Origin of the sequence: Streptomyces sp. NPDC014734, assembly GCF_043083325.1 — a bacterium.
Taxonomy (GTDB): domain Bacteria; phylum Actinomycetota; class Actinomycetes; order Streptomycetales; family Streptomycetaceae; genus Streptomyces.
This window is the reverse complement of sequence record NZ_JBIBYN010000008.1, coordinates 151,655-171,730: the sequence shown is the minus strand read 5'-3', so window position 1 is coordinate 171,730 and position 20,076 is coordinate 151,655. Positions and strand designations below refer to the sequence as shown.

The window sequence follows — 20,076 nt, the reverse complement described above, 5'->3', positions numbered from 1 at the left end:
CAGGCAGTGAACAGGAGCAGCACCAGGTGACGAGCATCGTTCCCGCCCGTACGGTGACCGGACCGGTCCGGACCGCCGAGGAGGTCCCCGCCGGAGGCGGCGACGGCCGTGAGGGGGCGGCCCCCGTGCCGCTCGCGCCGCGGGCCCGGCTCTTCCCCTCGCTCGCGGCCGTGTACCGGGCCCAGATGTCCCGGGCCCGGGTGGCCCGCATCCCGTTGCTCTTCGTCGCGACGTTCCAGTCCGTCGGGATCATGGTGCTGATGCGCGGAGTCGTCGACGGCGGCTCCGAGGCGCGGGCGGTCGTCGCCGGTTCCAGCGTGCTCGTGGTGGCCTTCGTCGCGCTCAACCTGCTCGCCCAGTACTTCGGGCAACTGCGGGCGGGCGGCGGGCTCGACCACTACGCCACCCTGCCGGTGCCGCCGGCCGCGGTGGTGCTCGGCGCGGCCGGGGCGTACGCCTCCTTCACCGTGCCCGGCACGATCGTCACGGCCGTGGCGGGGAGCGTGCTGTTCGGGCTTCCGCTGACGCATCTGTGGGTGCTCGTCGCCGTCATCCCGCTGTCCGGGGCGGCGCTCTCCGGTCTCGGCGCCGCGCTGGGCCTGCTCGCGCCCCGGCAGGAGCTGGCCACGCTGCTCGGGCAGCTGGGCATGTCCGCGGCGCTGCTGCTCGGCGTCCTGCCGGCCGACCGGCTGCCCGCGCCGATCGGCTGGGCCCGCGACCTGCTCCCGTCGACCTACGGGGTCGAGGCGCTCTCGCGGTCGTTCGACACCCACCCGGACTGGGCGGTCGTCGCACTCGACCTCGCCGTCTGCGCCGCCGTCGGCGTCCTCTCGCTGGCAGTGGCCACCTGGGCCTACCGCAGGGCGGCGGTCCGATGAGGCGGTGCACAGGGACGCCTGGCACGATGGCACGGTGACCGCACCTCTGACGCCGCCCCACCAACCCTCGTCCAACGACCCCTGGCAGACCCCGCCGCGCTGGGACGGTCCCGGGGGATCCCACCTCGACCACCCGAGCGCCCCGCAGGGTGAGGGGGACGTCGGCCGGGAGCTGCTCGGTGCCCTGGCCGTCACCCTTCTGGTGACCGTCGCCGGTGCCGGTCTCGGGGTCCTGTGGGCATGGCTGGCGCCGAAGGTCCCGCTGATCTCCGACGGCACCGCCGTCTTCCTCAAGGACAGCGAGGGCGAGGAGGCGATCGGCGCCGACGGAACGTTCGTGCTGCTGGCCCTGGCCTTCGGAGCGCTCTCCGCCGCGCTGGTCTTCTGGTTCCGGCGGCGCGGCGGCATCGCGCTGGTGGTGGGGCTGGCCCTGGGCGGGGTGCTCGGTTCGCTGCTGGCCTGGCGGCTCGGGGTGTGGCTCGGGCCGGAGCAGGACGTGGTCGCGCACGCGCGGGCGGTCGGCAAGGGCGTGGTCTTCGACGCGCCGCTCCAGTTGCGCGCGGTGTGGGCGGCGTGGGCGGCCTGGCCGGTGGCGGCGCTGGCGGTGCACCTCGCGCTGACGGCGCTGTTCGGGCCGCGGGACCCGGAGCCGGAGTGGGGCGCCTTTCCGGGGTGGGCCGCGGGCGGGCCGGTGCCGGGCACGGGGTACGGGGCACCGGTTCCGGGGGCACCCGCGAGCGGGGCCGCACCGCCGACGCCCCCGGCCGGGTCGTAGCGGGGCCGAGGGCCCGGGTGGCGGGCGCCGCGGGGCCCCGGCGCCGACCGCGGTCGTGGGACCGGGGCGGATGCCCGGCCCCGGCCGGGCGACAACGGTGTGACGAGACGGTCCGGCGCCGCCACCGGAAGGGTTTGCCGGGCGTCGCGGGCCGATGAACCCTTCAGGCCGCAGCCCCAAGGACTGTCCCGCAAGCCCTGGCGGGCGCGCGACGACGGCCACGGCACCTCGCGGCGTTGCCGGAACACCGGCATACATCCAGTGCGCGCATGTCCCTCCGCCTTGCGACGCACCGCATCCGACGCCGCGCACCGTTCCACCGCGGACTACGGGACGGCCCTCAGCCGCGGCCGATCTCCGCGAACACCGCCCCGGTCAGCGCGGCAAGATCCTCGGGCGACAGCTCGACCTCCAGGCCGCGGCGGCCCGCCGAGACGCAGATCGTCCCGTGCGAGCGCGCCGATGTGTCCAGCACCGTGCGCAGCCGCTTGCGCTGCCCCAGCGGGGAGATGCCGCCCCGGACGTAACCGGTGGTGCGTTCCGCCGCCGCCGGGTCGGCCATCGCTGCCCGTTTGCCGCCCACCGCGGAGGCCAGTGCCTTGAGGTCGAGCGAGCCGGCCACCGGGACGACCGCCACGGTGAGGGTGCCGTCCACGTCGGCGACCAGGGTCTTGAAGACCCGGTCGGGGGAGACGCCGAGCGCCTCGGCGGCCTCCTCGCCGTACGAGGCCGACGCCGGGTCGTGGTCGTAGGCGTGGACGGTGAACGCCGCGCCCGCCGCGGTCAGCGCGACCGTCGCGGGGGTGCCGCCGGACTGTTGCTGCTTCTTGGGCTTCTTCGCCACGATGGGGGTCCTCGGACGGGGTGGGTCGGGCGGTCAGTTGGGGTGGGTCGGGGCGCGCGTCAGGTCCACCGCCGGAAGCGACGGCAGATGCCGGATGACGGCGGTCTCGGCCCGCAGCATCTTGAGTTCCTCGCGCAACCGGGACGCGGTGTCCGGGGCCTGGAGCAGCCGCTGCTTCGAGGGGACGTCGAGTACGGCCGCCGCCGCGACCAGGTAGGAGACGACCGAGGGGTCGTCGGGCAGTTCCGCCCCCGTCGTCAGGGATCGTTCGCTCGCCCCGGCCAGACGCTTCTGGTAGCCGCGGAAGGCCCGCAGGACGCCCTCGGCGAGCGCGCCCGCCTCCTCGCCCGGCTTCTCCTCCAGCTCCTCCAGCTCCGCCGTCAGATAGGGGCCGCTCGCATCGACGGACAGCACCTCGACCCGGGTGGTCCCGGTCGCGAGGACCTCGAAGCTGCCGTCCGGCCGCTCCCGGATCTTCGCCGCGTCGGCGACGCAGCCGACCCGGTGGAAGGACCGGACCGGTTCGGGGCCGAAGCCGGCCGTGGGGCCCTTGTCGAGGGGGGTGCGTACCGTGTCCGGCATTCCGGTGGCGGTCGGGGCCACCTCGTGGCCGTCGCGGATCGCGACCACCGCGAAGCGGCGGGGCTCGTCCTCGCCGGTCCTGAGCAGTTCGCGCATCATGGCGCGATATCGCTCCTCGAAGACGTTCAGCGGCAGCACGAGGCCCGGGAAAAGCACCGCGTTCAGCGGGAACAGGGGCATGCGAGCGGTGGTCACAGCGGTCAAGCGTAACGGCCCCGCCCACGGGGGCCCCGGCCCCGGTCGGCCCGGCCCGCCGAGGACCTCGCGGCGACCACCCGGAGCACCGTCTCGTCCCGTGCGTCGAGGAACCGTCCGAGGGGATCGTCCGAGACCGACGACCACGGGAACGACGCCGCGTGGGGCCCGATCCGCCGGAACTGCTCCAGGGCCGCCTCCCACCGGCCCCGGGCGACCAGGACGAACGCCAGCAGGTTGCGGACCTCGGCGGGCCAGGGGTCGCCCGGCGCGAACGAGGCGGACAGCGTGATCGCCAGATCGGCCGCCACGTCGATCCGTTCCTCCTGGACCGACGTGGTCCGCGCCCCCGGTCCCTCGATCATCAGGGCGAACGCGGCCCGCAGCGGCAGCGCCCGCACCAGCGAGCCGGGCAGCGAGTCCTCGGCGGCCCGCTCGGCGAAGTCGAAACACTCGCGGTGTGAGCCGTACCAGGCGGCGGAGAGGTACCGCAGGGCCGCGACATGGCAGCCGTAGTGGTGCGAGGACCGCCGGACCGCCTCCTCCCACAGCGCCTCGAAGACGGTGTGCGTGGCATGGGTGCCGCGGGCGTGGTCGAGCGCGAGCCGCCACGGCACCGGGTCGCGCGGATCGCTCTCGGCCGCCGCGGTGATCAGCGGGCCCACCGCGCGCAGCTGTTCGGCCCGCACGGGTGACTCCCAGGCCCTGCGGACCGCCAGTTCGGCCTTGACGAGCAGCGCGTCGGGGTCGTGCGGGGCGGCGGCGAGCCAGGCGGTCAGCCAGCCGTCGCGGTTGCGGGCGAAGGCGACGAGCCGGCCGAGATACCGGTCCCGGTTCTCCCACTCGGCGCCCTCCCGGGTGGTGGCGAGGAGTTTCGCGGCAGGTCCGTACTCGCCGAGGGCGGCGGCGACCAGGGCGGGGGAGAGCCTCTCGTCGGGGGCGTCGAGCAGTACCGCGTCGTCCGCGAGCAGCCCGGCGGCCCCCCGGGGAGAGCGCCGGGGCAGGCGCGCGGTACGGAGCAGGGCGCGAAGGAATGACATGGTGCAGACCATTGAAAAGCGCTGGTCGGGGCGGCGCCAGGGCAGCACTGTGAAGCTTTGGTGCCGAGTGAACGGGTTGTATCGCGTACGGTCAATAAAAAGTAAAGAAAAGCGCGGAATCTGGCTTGTTCCTGTCGTTGTCGTGGTCGATATCCGGTACGCCGACCGAGGCCCGGCCGGCCGTTCGAGCCCGGTCCCCGGCCGTCGGGCCCGCTGCTCCGGCGCGGCGGGACCGGGGCCGGGCGGCCCGGCTGCCCGGCCGCCCGTGGCCGGATCGCGTTCAGCCCCGGCGCAACAGCCTCGTCGCGCCGGTCGCGACCGTCGTGGCCAGGACCCAGCCCAGCAGGATGAGCGCGGTCGCCGCCCACTGCCAGGCGCCGTCCATCCGCCAGTAGCCGTCCTGACCGAGGTTGATCACCGGAATCAGCAGGTCGAGCGCGTAGAGCGCGGGATTCCACTGCGGATGCTCGTCCTCCTTGATCGGCACCGGGGCGTGCCGGGCGAAGGCCAGCGTCCCCGCCGCCCACAACACCGCCATCCACACCGCGGCCCGCCCCGGCCGGTAGCCGTACGCCACCGTCCAGTCCTGGAGGAACCCCCACAGCTTCGCGGCGAGCGGCAGCGTCTCGCGCCGCCGCCGCTGCTTGGCCAGCAGCACCTCGCGGGCGTCGGCGTCCTCCCCGCAGTTGCGCAGCACCGTCGCCAGGCGCTCGTACGGCTCCGGAACGTACTCCGGCGTCGCGGCCGCCACCCACTCCAGGCGCCGGGCCAGCGGGAAGTGCCCGTACGGCACGAGGCTCTCGTAGACGAAACCGCCCATCGCCAGCCCGCCCGGCCCCGGCCAGCTCGTCGACACGTCGATCAGCGTGACCACCCGCGCGCCGTTCAGCACGACCCGGCCCTCCTGGGGCCGCTCCGCGTTGAACCGCAGCTCCGGGGTGACGATCCGGCGCAGCGACAGCTCCTCGTGCCGGGCCAGCACGAAACGGGCCTTGTGCAGATCGACGGCGTCGCCGAACCGCCCGTCGTCGAGTCGCACCCCGCCGCGGCACTCCAGGGTCTGCGCGCGCGTGCCGCGCGCCGGGGTCGCCGCCGTGACGATGCCGTACGGGGGAGTGGTGCCCTGGATCCCGGTGTCGACGCTCACCCACGCCTCGCTCATGTACAGCGTCCGCTCCACCGTCAGCTGCGGCGCGTTCAGCGCCCGCCGCCCCTCCCTGCCGCGCAGCCGGCTGCCGCGCAGGCTGAGCGAACCGCCGACCTTCGCGCCGCGCAGACTCAGCTCGCCGCGCGCCTCGATCAGCTCCGCCTGGAGGTCCTGGGCGACCGCCAGCCCGTCGGCGGCAAGGGCGCGCCCGCTCCGGTCGGGGCCGATCTCGATCTGGTTGATCAGCAGATCGGTGCCGATCTGCGCGTCGGTGATCCGGATCCCGCGCGGAATGCGGCAGCGCGGCAGATGCAGGTCGCCCTCGGTGCGCAGCCGGGCCGCCTCCAGCCGGGGCATCGCGCAGCCGACGATCCGCAGGGTCGTGAAGTGGCACTCGGGCAGCACCACCTCGTTCTCGAAGCGGCAGCCGGTCATCTCGACGTACGGCGCGACGCGCCCGCCCGCCAGGTCGAGCGTCCCGGTGATGCGCACGCCCCTGAGCTTCAGCGCTGCCACCCGGCCGGGCCGCGGCGGGGGGCCGGACAGCAGCAGCCGGGCGACGACGCGCCCGTCCACACTGCGCTCCGGACCCCAGACCCGCGGGGCGAACGGATCGTCCCGCGCCGGATCGCGGGCACGCAGGTCGTAGGTGCTGCCGTTCCGGAACGACTGCCACATGCCCAGCTCCGCCGCGCTGAGACCGTCCGGGAAATCGCTGTCGTGCGGTTCGGTCACGGGTACCCCCTTCCGCTCGGAGCTGTTCTTCCCGCTGAGTGACGACGTGAACGCTAGGGGGCGGCCCGGCACCCGGGACACGTATCAGCCAGTGATACGGGCGACCGGGCGCGCGTGGCGGTCTGCGAGAATTGCGGTGTGATCTCTCGAATCGATCTGCGCGGCGACGCCCTCCCCGAGGGCGCGGCCCTGCGCGACCTGCTGCCCCGTGCCGAGTTCGACGTGGAAGCCGCCCTGGAGAAGGTGCGGCCCATCTGCGAGGACGTGCATCATCGGGGCGACGCGGCGCTGATCGGGTACGCCGAGAGGTTCGACGGCGTCCGCCTGGAGCGGGTGCGGGTCCCCGCCGCCGCGCTCACCGCCGCGCTCGACGGGCTGGACCCGCTGGTGCGGGCCGCCCTGGAGGAGTCGATCGCCCGCGCCCGGATCGTCCACTCGGCGCAGCGCCGTGCCCCGCACCCCGTCCGGGTCGTGCCCGGCGGCAACGTCACCGAGAAGTGGGTGCCGGTCCAGCGGGTCGGCCTCTACGCGCCCGGCGGCCGGTCCGTCTACCCCTCCTCCGTGATCATGAACGCGGTGCCCGCGCAGGAAGCGGGTGTCGAGTCCATGGCCCTGGCGTCACCGCCGCAGAAGGAGTTCGGCGGCCTGCCGCACCCGACCATCCTCGCCGCCTGCGCCCTCCTCGGCATCGACGAGGTGTACGCGGCCGGCGGCGCCCAGGCCGTCGCGATGTTCGCGTACGGCACCGAGAGCTGCGCGCCCGCCAACATGGTCACCGGCCCCGGCAACATCTGGGTCGCGGCGGCCAAGCGCTACTTCACCGGCCGCATCGGCATCGACACCGAGGCCGGGCCGACCGAGATCGCCGTCCTCGCCGACGACACCGCCGACCCGGTGCACGTCGCGTCCGACCTGATCAGCCAGGCCGAGCACGACCCGCTCGCCGCCGCCGTCCTGGTCACCGACTCCGAGGCGCTCGCCGACGCGGTCGCCGCGGAACTGGAGCCGCAGGTCGCCGCCACCAAGCACGTCGAGGACCGGATCGCCCCGGCCCTGAGCGGCAGGCAGTCCGCGATCGTCCTGGTCGACGGCCTGGAGGAGGGCCTGCGCGTGGTCGACGCGTACGGCGCCGAACACCTGGAGATCCAGACCGCCGACGCCGCCGCCGTCGCGGAGCGGGTGAAGAACGCGGGCGCGATCTTCGTCGGCCCCTGGTCGCCGGTCTCCCTCGGCGACTACTGCGCGGGCTCCAACCACGTGCTGCCGACCGGCGGCTGCGCCTGCCACTCCTCCGGCCTGTCCGTGCAGTCCTTCCTGCGCGGCATCCACATCGTCGACTACTCACGCGACGCCCTCGCCGACGTGGCGCACCACGTGGTCACGCTCGCCGAGGCGGAGGACCTGCCCGCGCACGGCGCGGCCATCAGGGCACGCTTCGGATGGGAGGTGCCGAACCGGTGAGCACCTCCCCCGAGCGCCCCGTGCGCATCGACGACCTGCCGATCCGCGACGAACTGCGCGGCAAGTCCCCCTACGGGGCGCCGCAGCTCGACGTCCCCGTGCGGCTGAACACCAACGAGAACCCGTACCCGCTGCCCGAGGCACTCGTCGACCGGATCGCCGAGCGGGTCCGCGAGGCCGCCCGCGACCTCAACCGCTACCCCGACCGGGACGCCGTCGAGCTGCGCACGGAACTCGCCCGCTACCTCACCCGCACCGCCGGACACGAGGTCGCCCTCGCCAACGTCTGGGCCGCCAACGGCTCCAACGAGGTCCTCCAGCAGCTCCTCCAGACCTTCGGCGGCCCGGGACGCACCGCGATCGGCTTCGAGCCCTCGTACTCCATGCACGCCCTCATCGCGCGCGGCACCGGCACCGGCTGGATCTCCGGGCCGCGCAACGAGGACTTCACCATCGACGTCGGGGCCGCCCGCGCGGCCATCGCCGAACTGCGTCCCGACGTCGTCTTCATCACCTCGCCCAACAACCCCACCGGCACCGCCGTCGACGCCGGGACCGTCCTCGCCCTGTACGAGGCGGCCCAGGCGGCCAGGCCGTCGATCGTCGTCGTCGACGAGGCCTACGGCGAGTTCAGCCACCGCCCCTCGCTGCTCCCGCTGATCGAGGGCCGCCCGAACCTGGTGCTCTCCCGCACCATGTCCAAGGCGTTCGGCGCCGCCGGGCTGCGTCTGGGCTACCTCGCCGCGGACCCGGCCGTCGTCGACGCGGTCCAGCTGGTGCGGCTGCCGTACCACCTGTCCTCCGTCACCCAGGCCACCGCGCTCGCCGCCCTGGAGCACACCGATACGCTGCTCGGGTACGTCGACCGGCTCAAGAGCGAACGCGACCGGATCGTCACGGAGCTGCGCGCACTCGGCTACGAGGTCGTCGAATCGGACGCCAACTTCGTCCAGTTCGGCCGCTTCGACGACAGCCACACGGTCTGGCGGCGGATCCTCGACCGGGGCGTCCTGGTCCGGGACAACGGCGTACCGGGATGGCTGCGGGTCTCCGCGGGCACCCCGGCGGAGAACGACGCGTTCCTCGATGCGGCACGCGAACTGAAGAAGGAGCACCACGCATGACTCGCGCGGCCCGTGTGGGAAGAGTCGAACGCACCACCAAGGAGACGTCGGTCCTCGTCGAGATCAACCTCGACGGCACCGGCACGGTCGACGTGTCGACCGGCGTCGGCTTCTACGACCACATGCTCGACCAGCTCGGACGGCACGGCCTGTTCGACCTCACCGTCAAGACCGACGGCGACCTGCACATCGACTCGCACCACACCATCGAGGACACCGCCCTCGCGCTCGGCGGCGCGTTCCGGCAGGCCCTCGGCGACAAGGTCGGCATCTACCGCTTCGGCAACTGCACCGTCCCGCTGGACGAGTCGCTCGCCCAGGTCACGGTCGACCTCTCCGGCCGCCCGTACCTGGTGCACACCGAGCCGGAGAACATGGCGCCCATGATCGGCGCCTACGACACGACGATGACCCGGCACATCCTGGAGTCCTTCGTCGCCCAGGCCCAGATCGCCCTGCACGTCCACGTGCCCTACGGGCGCAACGCGCACCACATCGTGGAGTGCCAGTTCAAGGCGCTCGCCCGTGCCCTGCGGTACGCCTGCGAGCACGACCCGCGCGCCGCCGGGATCATCCCCTCCACGAAGGGCGCGCTGTGACCGGGCTGAACACCATATTGATCGTCGTCGGCCTGTTCCTGGCCGGCGGTGTCATCTCCTTCTCCAAGCAGAAGATGCCCCGGGGCGTCATCGTCCTGCTCGGGATCGGGTCCGTGATGTGCCTGGTCGCGGGCGTCATGCGGATCCAGGGACTCTGGGACTGAGGTACGGCCGGATGAGCGAACAGAGCAAGAGCGCCAAGAAGAAGGTCGTCGTCTTCGACTACGGCTTCGGCAACGTCCGGTCCGCCGAGCGGGCCCTGGCCCACGTCGGCGCGGACGTCGAGATCACCCGCGACTACGACGCGGCGATGAACGCCGACGGCCTGCTGGTGCCCGGTGTCGGCGCGTTCTCCGCCTGCATGGACGGACTCACGAAGGCCCGCGGCGAGTGGGTCATCGGCCGCAGGCTGTCCGGCGGACGCCCCGTCATGGGCATCTGCGTCGGCATGCAGATCCTCTTCGAGCGCGGCATCGAACACGGCGTGGAGACCGAGGGACTGGACGAGTGGCCCGGGACCGTCGGCCCGCTGAAGGCCCCGGTCGTCCCGCACATGGGCTGGAACACCGTGCGGTCCCCCGAGGACTCCCAGCTGTTCGCCGGGCTCGACCCGGACGCCAGGTTCTACTTCGTGCACTCCTACGCCGTGCACGACTGGACCCTGGACGTCACCAACCCCAAGATCCGCGCCCCCCGGGTCACCTGGTCCACCCACGGCGAGCCGTTCGTCGCCGCCGTGGAGAACGGCGCCCTGTGGGCCACCCAGTTCCACCCCGAGAAGTCCGGCGATGCCGGCGCCCAGCTGCTGACCAACTGGATCGAGACGCTGTAATGCCGAAGCTTGAACTCCTCCCCGCCGTCGACGTCCGCGACGGCCAGGCCGTCCGACTCGTCCACGGCGAGTCCGGTTCCGAGACCTCCTACGGCGACCCGCTGGAGGCGGCCCTCGCCTGGCAGCGGGCGGGCGCGGAATGGCTGCACCTGGTCGACCTGGACGCCGCGTTCGGCACCGGCGACAACCGGGAGCGGATCGCCGAGGTCTCCCGTTCGATGGACATCAAGGTCGAACTGTCCGGCGGCATCCGCGACGACGCCTCGCTCGCCGCCGCCCTCGCCACCGGCTGCACCCGGGTGAACCTCGGCACCGCCGCCCTGGAGACCCCCGAATGGGTCGCCAAGGTCATCGCCGAGCACGGCGACAAGATCGCCGTCGGCCTCGACGTCCGCGGCACCACACTGCGCGGCCGCGGCTGGACCCGCGACGGCGGCGACCTCTACGAGACGCTCGCCCGCCTCGACTCCGAGGGCTGCGCCCGCTACGTCGTCACCGACATCGCCAAGGACGGCACCCTTCAGGGCCCCAACCTGGACCTCCTGAAGAACGTCTGCGCCGCCACCGACAAGCCCGTCGTCGCCTCCGGCGGCGTCTCCTCGCTCGACGACCTGCGGGCCATCTCCTCGCTCGTCCCGGACGGCGTCGAGGGCGCGATCGTCGGCAAGGCCCTGTACGCGAAGGCGTTCACCCTCGAAGAAGCGCTGCGGGTGGTCTCCGGATGACCGACTCCGTCAACCGGATCTCCTCCGGCGCCCCCTGGGAGGAGAGATTCGGCTACTCCCGCGCGGTCCAGCTCCCGAACGGGCTGGTCCTGGTGGCCGGCTGCACCTCGGTGGAGAACGGCCAGATCTCCGCGGGCGGCCCCTACGAGCAGACCGTCACCTCCTTCAAGGTCGCCTTCGACGCGCTGAAGCAGCTCGGAATGGGCCGCGAGGACGTCGTCCGCACCCGGATGTACGTCACGCACGCCCGGGACGTCGACGAGGTCGGCCGCGCCCACAAGGAGCTGTTCGACGACGTCCGGCCCGCCGCCTCCCTGATCATCGTGTCCGGGTTCGTGGACCCGAGCCTGGTCGTCGAGGTCGAGGTCGAGGCATACCGGGCAGGTGCGCGATGACTCTCGCGGTACGCGTCATCCCGTGCCTGGACGTCGACGGCGGCCGGGTCGTCAAGGGCGTCAACTTCCAGAACCTGCGCGACGCCGGCGACCCCGTCGAGATGGCCAAGCTGTACGACGCCGAGGGCGCCGACGAGCTGACCTTCCTCGACATCACCGCTTCCAGCGGCGACCGGGAGACCACCTACGACGTGGTGCGCCGCACCGCCGAGCAGGTCTTCATCCCGCTCACCGTCGGCGGCGGCGTCCGCACCGCCGACGACGTCGACAAACTGCTGCGGGCCGGCGCGGACAAGGTCGGCGTCAACACCGCCGCCATCGCCCGCCCCGACCTCATCCGGGAGATCGCCGAGCGCTTCGGCCGCCAGGTCCTGGTGCTCTCCGTGGACGCCCGGCGCACCCCCGGGGGCACCTTCGAGGTCACCACGCACGGCGGTCGCCGGGGGACCGGCATCGACGCCGTCGAATGGGCGCACCGCGCCGCCGAACTGGGCGCGGGCGAGATCCTGCTCAACTCGATGGACGCCGACGGCACCAAGGACGGCTACGACACCGAGATGATCGAGGCGGTCCGCGAGCACGTGACCGTCCCCGTCATCGCCTCCGGCGGCGCCGGACGGCTCGCGGACTTCGCCCCGGCCATCGCGGCGGGCGCCGACGCGGTGCTCGCCGCGTCCGTCTTCCACTTCGGCGACCTGCGGATCTCCGAGGTCAAGGACGCGCTCCGGGAGGCCGGACACCCGGTCCGCTGATCCGGGCGACACACCGGCGGGACCCGTGCAGGCCACTGATCGCCGGACCGGCCGGTCCGGCGATCGGCGTCTGCGCGGCCGGGCGGCCCCGGCCGCCCGGGGAGTCCCGCCACCCACACGCTCGCCGTCGTCGCCGCCCGCATCGGGCTCTTCGCCGGGCTCGCCGGCTCCCTGTGCCCCGCCCCGCCCCGGACCGTCGCCGACCCCGCCCACCTGGGCCGTACGACCTCCGTCCCGACGGTCCCCCGTGCGCCGGGGCCCGGACCGCGGGCCCCGGCCGGGCCGGGACTCACATGCCCAGCTCCGCCGTCCGCAGCCGGTCCACCGCCTCCTGGTCGCCGTCCAGCCCCACCACCGCCGCGTTCTGCCGGCCGAACGCGAAGAGCAGCAACTCGCCCGGCTCGCCGGTCACCGTCACCACCGGGGCGCCCTTGTGCGCCACCACCGTCTGGCCGTCCGGGCGGCGCAGCACCAGTCCCACCGGGGACCTGCGGCCCAGCAGCCGTGCCGTCCGCTCCGCGCGCGACCACAGCAGATCCGCGAAGACCGGGTCCAGTTCGCGCCGCGACCAGTCCGGCTGGGCCCGGCGCACGTCCTCCGTGTGGACGTAGAACTCGACGGTGTTGGCCGCCTCGTCGATCTGCTTCAGGCCGAACGGGGACATCCTCGGCGGCCCGGTCCGGATCAGCTGGATCAGTTCCTCGTACGGCTTCGCGGCGAACTCGGCCTGCACCCGTTCCAGGCGGTTCTTCAGGACGCCCAGCACCATTCCGCCCGCCGCGTCGGGCCGGCGCTCCCGCACCACCACGTGGGCGGCCAGGTCCCGGGTCGTCCAGCCCCGGCACAGGGTCGGTGCCTCCGGTCCCGCCGCCTCCAACAGGTCGGCGAGCAGAAGTCGTTCGCGCTTCGCATGGGTCGACATGCCCGCCAGCGTACGGCCGCGGCGGCCCGTCCGCCCAGCGGACGGCACACCGGCCCGACCCCGCGACCACGGCACAATGGGCGCATGACCAGCGCGCCCACGCCCAGCACCCCGCCGCCGTCCGGCACCCTCGACCCGGCCATCGCCGCCCGCCTCAAGCGCGGCGCCGACGGTCTCTTCCCGGCCATCGCCCAGCAGTACGACACCGGCGAGGTGCTGATGCTCGGCTGGATGGACGACGTGGCCCTGCACCGCACCCTCACCACCGGGCGCTGCACCTACTGGTCGCGCAGCCGCCAGGAGTACTGGGTCAAGGGCGACACCTCGGGCCACGTCCAGCGCGTCAAGTCCGTCGCCCTCGACTGCGACGCCGACACCGTGCTCGTCAAGGTCGACCAGACGGGTGCCGCGTGCCACACCGGCGACCGCACCTGCTTCGACGCCGACGTCCTCCCGCTCGACCAGTAGGGTCCAGGGCCATGGATCTCGACACGTTCCGCAAGCTTGCCGTCGAACGGCGCGTCATCCCCGTCAGCCGCAGGCTCCTCGCGGACGGCGACACCCCGGTCGGCCTCTACCGCAAGCTCGCCGCCGAGCGCACCGGCACCTTCCTCCTCGAATCCGCGGAGAACGGCCGCACCTGGTCGCGCTACTCCTTCATCGGCGTACGCAGCGCCGCCACCCTCACCGCACGCGACGGGCGGGCGCACTGGACGGGCACCCCGCCGGTCGGCGTCCCCGTCGACGGCGACCCGCTGGCGGCCCTGCGCGCCACCGTCGAAACCCTGCACACCCCCCGCGACCTGGTTGCCGACGACGGGCTGCCGCCGTTCACCGGAGGCATGGTCGGCTATCTGGGTTACGACATCGTGCGCCGTCTGGAACGGATCGGCGAGAGCGGTACGGACGACCTGCGCCTCCCCGAGCTGACGATGCTGCTCACCTCGGACCTGGCGGTGCTCGACCACGGGGACGGCAGCGTCCTGCTGATCGCCAACGCGATCAACCACAACGACCTGGCCACCGGCGTCGACGAGGCGTACGCGGACGCCGTCGCCCGTCTCGACGCCATGGAACGCGACCTCTCGCGCCCCGTCGAGACCACCCCCGTCGCCCTTCCGCCGTCCGAACTGCCCCCGTACACCGCGCTGTGGGGCGGCAGGGCGTACCAGGACGCCGTCGAGGACGTGAAGGAGCGCATCAGGGCCGGCGAGGCCTTCCAGGTAGTGCCCTCGCAGCGCTTCGAGACCCCGTGCTCGGCAAGCGCGCTGGACGTCTACCGGGTACTGCGCGCCACCAACCCGTCCCCGTACATGTACCTCTTCCGCTTCGACGGCTTCGACGTCGTGGGCTCCAGCCCGGAGGCCCTCGTCAAGGTCGAGGACGGACGGGCGATGCTCCACCCGATCGCCGGGACCCGGCACCGGGGAACCACCCCGCAGGAGGACCAGGCACTCGCCGAGGAACTCCTCGCCGACCCGAAGGAACGCGCCGAGCACCTGATGCTCGTCGACCTCGGCCGCAACGACCTGGGCCGGGTCTGCGAACCCGGCAGCGTCGAGGTCGTCGACTTCATGTCGATCGAGCGGTACTCGCACGTGATGCACATCGTCTCCACCGTCACCGGCCGCGTCGCCGAGGGCCTCACCGCCTTCGACGTGCTCACCGCCTGCTTCCCGGCCGGCACCCTCTCCGGTGCCCCCAAGCCCCGCGCGATGCAGATCATCGAGGAGCTCGAACCGACCCGCCGCGGGCTGTACGGGGGCTGCGTCGGGTACCTCGACTTCGCCGGGGACTCCGACACCGCCATCGCGATCCGCACCGCGCTGCTGCGCGACGGCACGGCCTACGTCCAGGCCGGAGCGGGCGTCGTCGCCGACTCCGACCCGGTCGCCGAGGACACCGAGTGCCGCAACAAGGCAGCGGCCGTGCTCCGGGCCGTGCACACCGCCAACCGGCTCCGCGACGCGTGAGCGCCTGTCGGGCGGCCTCCGGCCGAAGGCCGCCCGACAGGCTCCGAGACCGTCGTGACCTCCCCCGCGGCCGGGCATCGGGACCCCACTCCCGGCCGCGGTGGGGGCCGTGGGGGATAGTGGGGTACGTGAGTGCTGTCCCCGTACCCCAGCCCCGTGCCCGAACGGCCGCCGCCCCCGGCGGCTCGGAGAGCCGCCGCAGTCTGGCCGCCGGCCTGCTCCTCGGAGCGGCGGGCGCCACCGTCGTCCTGCTCGCCTCCGGCCAGACCTGGGCCGAGGGCCGGGCGGCCGTCGGCGGCGGTTCCCTGCCGCTGACCGCAGACGGCCAGGACGTCACCGGCCTCCCGGCGGCCCTCGCCGTCGTCGGTCTTGCCGCCCTCGTCGCCGTCTTCGCCGTCCGCAGCGGAGGACGGCTGATCGTCGCCTGCCTGCTCGCCCTCAGCGGCCTGGGCGCCGGACTGAGCGCGTACCGCGGCGCCTTCGACAGCGCGGCCCTCGACGAGAAGGCCGCGCAGACCACCGGCGACACCTCGGCCACCATCCAGGCCCTCAGCCACACCGCCTGGCCCTATGTCACCGCGGTCGGCGGCCTGTTGATCCTCCTCGCCGGGCTGCTCGCCCTGCGCTACGGCAGGCTCTGGCCCAGCATGTCGGGACGGTACGAACGCGACGGCACCCCCCGCCCGCGCAGGGCCGCCCGCACCGCCCCCGACCCGGACCGGCCCGAGGACCTGTGGAAGGCCCTGGACCGCGGCGAGGACCCGACGCGCGAGGGTTGACCCCCCAGCTCACCTCCTACCCGCACGTACGGGACAATGGAGTTGAGCTTTCAGCAAGCGGCACCAACAGCGGCACCAGCTTTGCGTACAGCGATACCAACAGCGCAACACCAACAAGGAGCAACTCATGGCGGGCAGCAGCCACGGACACACCCCGGCCGCCTGGACCGGTGTCATCATCTCCTTCATCGGATTCTGCGTCGCGGGCGTCTTCATGGTCGCGGCCAACCCGATCGGCTTCTGGGCCGGTATCGCCGTCGTCCTCCTCGGCGGAGTCGTCGGCCTCGCGATGAAGGCGGCGGGCCTCGGCATGCCGAAGGAGTCGCCCGAGATGGCCGCCGCCCGGGCGCGCGCCGCGCAGGCCCAGATCTCCTGACGCACGTACGGACGCGAGGCGCAGCCCGGACCGGGCTGCGCCTTTCCGCTGCAACGGGGACAATCACCGAGTGGACGCAACCCCTCCCGCCGCTCCGCGGCCGCCCGTCCCCGCCGCCGGCCCACCGACGGTCCGCCCCCCGGCACCCGCGCACGCCTCACGCCTGCGGCGGATCGCCGTCCCGGCCGGCGTCATGGCCGCCGTCGTCGGCGCCTTCGGCTACGTCGGCGCCGTGGACCCCAACGAGCCGGGCCACTACCCGGTCTGCCCGCTGCTCCGCCTCACCGGCCTCTACTGCCCGGGCTGCGGCGGACTGCGCAGCGCCCACGCCTTCGCGCACGGCGACATCGCCACCGCCCTCGGATCGAACGCCCCGGCCGTCGCCGGGTACGTGCTCTTCGCCGTGCTGTGGGTGGTCTGGATCTCCCGGGCGGCCCGGGGCAGGCCCATGAGCATCGCCGCGAAGCCCGTCGTCTGGTGGGGCGTCGGAACCGTGCTGATCGTCTTCTCGGTCGTCCGGAACCTGCCGTTCGGTGCGGCGCTGGCCCCCTGAACGCCCAGCTGATGGGATACCGACCGGCAGGATTCGGGCCTCGGCCCTCCTGCGGATAGCATGGAGACAAGTTGATCCTGTTCCCTCAGCACCGTTCCGGAAGGGGGCCGCTCGCGTGAGTGTGCTCGACGAGATCATCGACGGCGTACGCGCCGACCTCGCGGAGCGGCAGGCGCGCGTCGGCCTCGACGAGCTCAAGGAACGCGCGGCGCGCGCCCCGCAGGCGAAGGACGGGGCCGCCGCCCTGCGCGGCGAGGGCGTCAACGTCATCTGCGAGGTCAAGCGCTCCAGCCCCTCCAAGGGAGCACTTGCCGCGATCGCCGACCCGGCCGGGCTCGCCGCCGACTACGAGGCGGGCGGCGCGTCCGTCATCTCCGTCCTCACCGAGGAGCGCCGCTTCGGCGGTTCGCTCGCGGACCTGGAGGCCGTCCGCGCCAAGGTCGACATCCCCGTCCTGCGCAAGGACTTCATCGTCACCTCCTACCAGCTCTGGGAGGCCCGCGCCCACGGCGCCGACCTCGCCCTGCTGATCGTCGCCGCCCTCGACCAGGAGGCCCTGGTCTCCCTCATCGAGCGGGCCGGGTCCATCGGCCTGACACCGCTCGTCGAGGTGCACGACGAGGAGGAGGCCGAGCGCGCCGTGGACGCCGGGGCGAAGGTCATCGGCGTCAACGCGCGCAACCTGAAGGACCTCAAGGTCGACCGCTCCACCTTCGAGCGCGTCGCCCCCGAGATCCCGGACCACATCGTCAAGGTCGCCGAGTCCGGCGTCCGCGGCCCGCACGACTTGATCGCCTACGCCAACGCGGGCGCCGACGCGGTGCTCGTGGGCGAGTCCCTGGTCACCGGCCGCGACCCGCGGGCCGCCGTCGCCGACCTGGTGGCCGCGGGCGCCCACCCGGCACTCCGCCACGGGCGGGGCTGACCCCACCATGCCCGCCGACCGCCCCGCGTCGTCCCGAGTCCGGCCGGGCGTGCGCCCCGCCGCGACGGCGGCACGGGACCCGCACGCGCCGCTGGCGCGCGGGTGCAGGCCCCGCGGCTGCCGCGCCCCGGCGCGCCGCGTGCACGGCCGACGGGTGCGGTACGTGATCGGCGACGAGCCCGGCCAGGTCAACGGCATGCGATGGCGCACGGGGTTCGCGCCGTAGCGAGCCCCGGTCGGAGCACCGGCACCACCGTGCCGCCGTACGCCCGACCGCACCGCCCGACCGCCCTCGGTCGCGGCGGCGCTCCGCACGGCGCATACGGTGAATCCACCCGTTGCGATGTCGAGGAGCACGTCGGATGTCATCTGACTTCTTCATCCCGGACCCGGAGGGTCTGATCCCCAGCGCCGAGGGGTACTTCGGCGCCTTCGGCGGCAAGTTCATCCCGGAGGCGCTGGTCGCCGCCGTGGACGAGGTCGCCGTCGAGTACGACAAGGCGAAGGCCGATCCGGCCTTCGCCGCCGAGCTCAACGCGCTCATGGTCGACTACACCGGCCGCCCCAGCGCGCTGACCGAGGTCACGCGCTTCGCCGAGCACGCGGGCGGGGCCCGGATCTTCCTCAAGCGCGAGGACCTGAACCACACCGGCTCGCACAAGATCAACAATGTGCTGGGGCAGGCGCTGCTCACCCGGCGCATGGGCAAGACCCGGGTCATCGCGGAGACCGGCGCCGGCCAGCACGGCGTCGCCACCGCGACCGCCTGCGCGCTCTTCGGCCTCGACTGCACCATCTACATGGGTGAGATCGACACCGAGCGGCAGGCGCTGAACGTGGCGCGGATGCGGATGCTCGGCGCCGAGGTCATCGCCGTGAAGTCCGGTTCCCGGACCCTGAAGGACGCCATCAACGAGGCGTTCCGCGACTGGGTCGCCAACGTGGACCACACGCACTACCTCTTCGGCACCGTCGCGGGGCCGCACCCCTTCCCGGCGATGGTCCGCGACTTCCACCGGGTCATCGGCGTCGAGGCCCGGCGCCAGATCCTGGAGCGGGCGGGCCGGCTGCCGGACGCCGCGATCGCCTGCGTCGGCGGCGGATCCAACGCCATCGGGCTCTTCCATGCCTTCATCCCGGACGCCGGTGTCCGGCTGATCGGCTGCGAGCCCGCCGGACACGGGGTGGAGACCGGCGAGCACGCGGCCACCCTGACCGCGGGCGAGCCCGGTGTCCTGCACGGCTCGCGCAGCTACGTCCTCCAGGACGACGAGGGCCAGATCACCGAGCCGTACTCCATCTCCGCCGGTCTGGACTACCCGGGCATCGGCCCGGAGCACGCGTACCTGAAGGACATCGGCCGCGGCGAGTACCGCGCGGTCACCGACGACGCCGCCATGCAGGCGCTGCGTCTGCTCTCCCGCACCGAGGGGATCATCCCGGCGATCGAGAGCGCCCACGCGCTGGCCGGGGCCCTGGAGGTCGGCAGGGAACTCGGCGGGGACGGGCTGCTCGTGGTCAACCTGTCCGGTCGCGGCGACAAGGACATGGACACGGCCGCCCGCTACTTCGGGCTGTACGACGAGACCGACGGGGACGTCGGGGCCGATGCGGCCGACGGGGACGAGGAGGCCACCGAATGAGCGGCAATGTGGAGTTGCTGAGTTCCACCCTCGCTCGGGCGAAGGCGGAGAACAGGGCGGCACTCATCGCGTACCTCCCGGCCGGCTTCCCGACCGTCGACGGCGGGATCGCCGCCGTCAAGGAGGTCGTGGCGGGCGGCGCGGACGTCGTCGAGGTGGGGCTGCCGCACAGTGACCCGGTCCTGGACGGCCCGGTCATCCAGACGGCCGACGACATCGCCCTGCGCGGCGGCGTGCGGATCGCCGACGTGATGCGCACGGTCCGCGAGGCGCACGAGGCGACCGGCGCCCCGATCCTGGTCATGACGTACTGGAATCCGATCGACCGGTACGGCGTCGAGCGTTTCACCGCCGAGCTCGCCGAGGCGGGCGGCGCCGGGTGCATCCTGCCCGATCTGCCGGTCCAGGAATCCGCGCTGTGGCGCGAGCACGCCGACAAGCACGGTCTGGCGACCGTCTTCGTCGTCGCGCCGAGCAGCAAGGACGAGCGCCTGGCCACCATCACGGCGGCCGGTTCCGGCTTCGTCTACGCGGCCTCGCTGATGGGGGTCACCGGCACCCGCGAGTCCGTCGGCGAGCAGGCCCAGGACCTGGTCGCGCGCACCCGCGCCACCGCCTCCCTCCCGGTCTGCGTCGGCCTCGGCGTCTCCAACGCCCGCCAGGCCGCCGAGGTCGCGGGCTTCGCCGACGGGGTGATCGTCGGCTCCGCCTTCGTCAAGGGGATGCTGGACGCCCCCGACGAGGAGACGGGCCTGGCCGCGGTCCGCGCCCTGGCGGGAGAACTCGCCGAAGGCGTTCGAAAGCGCTGAATCGGAGTCATC

Annotated in this window: 24 protein-coding genes; 19 read left to right on the top strand and 5 right to left on the bottom strand. The window is 73.4% G+C overall.

The features are described 5' to 3' along the window. Positions 1-125 precede the first annotated feature (125 nt). Complete coding sequence (locus tag ACF1CT_RS15670) at positions 126-878, top strand: ABC transporter permease (protein WP_391784494.1); 753 nt, start codon at positions 126-128, stop codon at positions 876-878. A 34-nt stretch (positions 879-912) separates the two neighbouring features. Further along, positions 913-1,653, top strand: coding sequence for an ABC transporter permease (locus tag ACF1CT_RS15665; RefSeq protein ID WP_391784359.1), 741 nt, complete (start codon positions 913-915; stop codon positions 1,651-1,653). Between the two features lie 340 nt (positions 1,654-1,993). Here ACF1CT_RS15665 and ybaK read toward each other — a convergent pair whose 3' ends face one another. The 4 genes from ybaK to ACF1CT_RS15645 all read right to left on the bottom strand — a co-directional run bounded on the left by ybaK (position 1,994) and on the right by ACF1CT_RS15645 (position 6,196). After that, entirely contained in the window at positions 1,994-2,497 is a 504-nt protein-coding gene (gene ybaK, locus ACF1CT_RS15660) for a Cys-tRNA(Pro) deacylase (RefSeq protein WP_391784358.1), read from the bottom strand. Positions 2,498-2,530: 33 nt separating this feature from the next. Next, positions 2,531-3,274, bottom strand: a complete 744-nt coding sequence (locus tag ACF1CT_RS15655) for an LON peptidase substrate-binding domain-containing protein (RefSeq protein WP_391784357.1) — start codon at positions 3,272-3,274, stop codon at positions 2,531-2,533. A gap of 5 nt (positions 3,275-3,279) precedes the next feature. Continuing rightward, entirely contained in the window at positions 3,280-4,326 is a 1,047-nt protein-coding gene (locus ACF1CT_RS15650; protein WP_391784356.1) for a hypothetical protein, read from the bottom strand. A 268-nt stretch (positions 4,327-4,594) separates the two neighbouring features. After that, the gene (locus ACF1CT_RS15645) at positions 4,595-6,196 is read right to left on the bottom strand and encodes an oxidoreductase (protein WP_391784355.1); all 1,602 of its coding nucleotides are present in this window, start codon (positions 6,194-6,196) and stop codon (positions 4,595-4,597) included. Between the two features lie 138 nt (positions 6,197-6,334). Between ACF1CT_RS15645 and hisD the strand changes: the two genes are divergently transcribed. From hisD to hisF, 8 genes are read left to right on the top strand one after another with little or no spacing between them, the layout of a single operon-like run. Further along, positions 6,335-7,657 (top strand): histidinol dehydrogenase, encoded by a 1,323-nt coding sequence (hisD, locus tag ACF1CT_RS15640; protein WP_391784354.1) that lies wholly within the window; start codon positions 6,335-6,337, stop codon positions 7,655-7,657. Next, complete coding sequence (locus ACF1CT_RS15635) at positions 7,654-8,781, top strand: histidinol-phosphate transaminase (RefSeq protein ID WP_391784353.1); 1,128 nt, start codon at positions 7,654-7,656, stop codon at positions 8,779-8,781. The genes hisD and ACF1CT_RS15635 overlap by 4 nt, the downstream gene beginning before the upstream one ends. Further along, positions 8,778-9,380: an imidazoleglycerol-phosphate dehydratase HisB gene (gene hisB / locus ACF1CT_RS15630; protein ID WP_391784352.1), complete on the top strand. Its 603-nt coding sequence runs from the start codon at positions 8,778-8,780 to the stop codon at positions 9,378-9,380. Before ACF1CT_RS15635 ends, hisB begins: the two co-directional genes overlap by 4 nt. Beyond that, positions 9,377-9,544, top strand: coding sequence for a hypothetical protein (locus ACF1CT_RS15625; protein WP_391784351.1), 168 nt, complete (start codon positions 9,377-9,379; stop codon positions 9,542-9,544). Before hisB ends, ACF1CT_RS15625 begins: the two co-directional genes overlap by 4 nt. An 11-nt stretch (positions 9,545-9,555) precedes the next feature. Beyond that, positions 9,556-10,212 (top strand): imidazole glycerol phosphate synthase subunit HisH, encoded by a 657-nt coding sequence (gene hisH, locus ACF1CT_RS15620; protein ID WP_391784350.1) that lies wholly within the window; start codon positions 9,556-9,558, stop codon positions 10,210-10,212. Beyond that, entirely contained in the window at positions 10,212-10,937 is a 726-nt protein-coding gene (priA, locus tag ACF1CT_RS15615) for a bifunctional 1-(5-phosphoribosyl)-5-((5-phosphoribosylamino)methylideneamino)imidazole-4-carboxamide isomerase/phosphoribosylanthranilate isomerase PriA (protein ID WP_391784349.1), read from the top strand. Before hisH ends, priA begins: the two co-directional genes overlap by 1 nt. After that, a complete protein-coding gene (locus ACF1CT_RS15610) occupies positions 10,934-11,332 on the top strand; it encodes a RidA family protein (protein WP_391784348.1) in 399 nt (132 codons plus the stop codon). The genes priA and ACF1CT_RS15610 overlap by 4 nt, the downstream gene beginning before the upstream one ends. After that, positions 11,329-12,084, top strand: coding sequence for an imidazole glycerol phosphate synthase subunit HisF (hisF, locus tag ACF1CT_RS15605; protein WP_391784347.1), 756 nt, complete (start codon positions 11,329-11,331; stop codon positions 12,082-12,084). The genes ACF1CT_RS15610 and hisF overlap by 4 nt, the downstream gene beginning before the upstream one ends. A 289-nt stretch (positions 12,085-12,373) precedes the next feature. On the opposite strand, the gene ACF1CT_RS15600 is transcribed toward hisF, so the two are convergent. Beyond that, positions 12,374-13,006: a TIGR03085 family metal-binding protein gene (locus tag ACF1CT_RS15600; protein ID WP_391784346.1), complete on the bottom strand. Its 633-nt coding sequence runs from the start codon at positions 13,004-13,006 to the stop codon at positions 12,374-12,376. A gap of 84 nt (positions 13,007-13,090) precedes the next feature. Here ACF1CT_RS15600 and hisI point away from each other — a divergent pair, with 84 nt between their 5' ends. The 9 genes from hisI (at position 13,091) to trpA (ending at position 20,064) form a co-directional block, all read left to right on the top strand. Beyond that, positions 13,091-13,474: a phosphoribosyl-AMP cyclohydrolase gene (hisI, locus tag ACF1CT_RS15595; protein WP_391784345.1), complete on the top strand. Its 384-nt coding sequence runs from the start codon at positions 13,091-13,093 to the stop codon at positions 13,472-13,474. An 11-nt stretch (positions 13,475-13,485) separates the two neighbouring features. Next, complete coding sequence (locus ACF1CT_RS15590; RefSeq protein ID WP_391784344.1) at positions 13,486-14,979, top strand: anthranilate synthase component I; 1,494 nt, start codon at positions 13,486-13,488, stop codon at positions 14,977-14,979. Between the two features lie 119 nt (positions 14,980-15,098). After that, the gene (locus tag ACF1CT_RS15585; RefSeq protein ID WP_391784343.1) at positions 15,099-15,758 is read left to right on the top strand and encodes a TIGR02234 family membrane protein; all 660 of its coding nucleotides are present in this window, start codon (positions 15,099-15,101) and stop codon (positions 15,756-15,758) included. Positions 15,759-15,885: 127 nt separating this feature from the next. Beyond that, a complete protein-coding gene (locus ACF1CT_RS15580) occupies positions 15,886-16,134 on the top strand; it encodes an HGxxPAAW family protein (RefSeq protein ID WP_391784342.1) in 249 nt (82 codons plus the stop codon). A gap of 70 nt (positions 16,135-16,204) precedes the next feature. Then, positions 16,205-16,687, top strand: coding sequence for a DUF2752 domain-containing protein (locus ACF1CT_RS15575; protein ID WP_391784341.1), 483 nt, complete (start codon positions 16,205-16,207; stop codon positions 16,685-16,687). Between the two features lie 115 nt (positions 16,688-16,802). Further along, the gene (gene trpC, locus ACF1CT_RS15570; protein WP_391784340.1) at positions 16,803-17,612 is read left to right on the top strand and encodes an indole-3-glycerol phosphate synthase TrpC; all 810 of its coding nucleotides are present in this window, start codon (positions 16,803-16,805) and stop codon (positions 17,610-17,612) included. 7 nt (positions 17,613-17,619) lie between these two features. Beyond that, positions 17,620-17,838 carry a tryptophan biosynthesis modulator TrpM gene (gene trpM / locus ACF1CT_RS15565; RefSeq protein WP_391784339.1) on the top strand — a complete coding sequence of 73 codons (219 nt, stop codon included), beginning with the start codon at positions 17,620-17,622 and terminating at the stop codon, positions 17,836-17,838. Between the two features lie 136 nt (positions 17,839-17,974). After that, on the top strand, positions 17,975-19,255 hold the full coding sequence (gene trpB / locus ACF1CT_RS15560) for a tryptophan synthase subunit beta (protein ID WP_391784338.1): 1,281 nt from the start codon (positions 17,975-17,977) through the stop codon (positions 19,253-19,255). Continuing rightward, positions 19,252-20,064: a tryptophan synthase subunit alpha gene (trpA, locus tag ACF1CT_RS15555; RefSeq protein ID WP_391784337.1), complete on the top strand. Its 813-nt coding sequence runs from the start codon at positions 19,252-19,254 to the stop codon at positions 20,062-20,064. Before trpB ends, trpA begins: the two co-directional genes overlap by 4 nt. Positions 20,065-20,076: the final 12 nt, after the last annotated feature.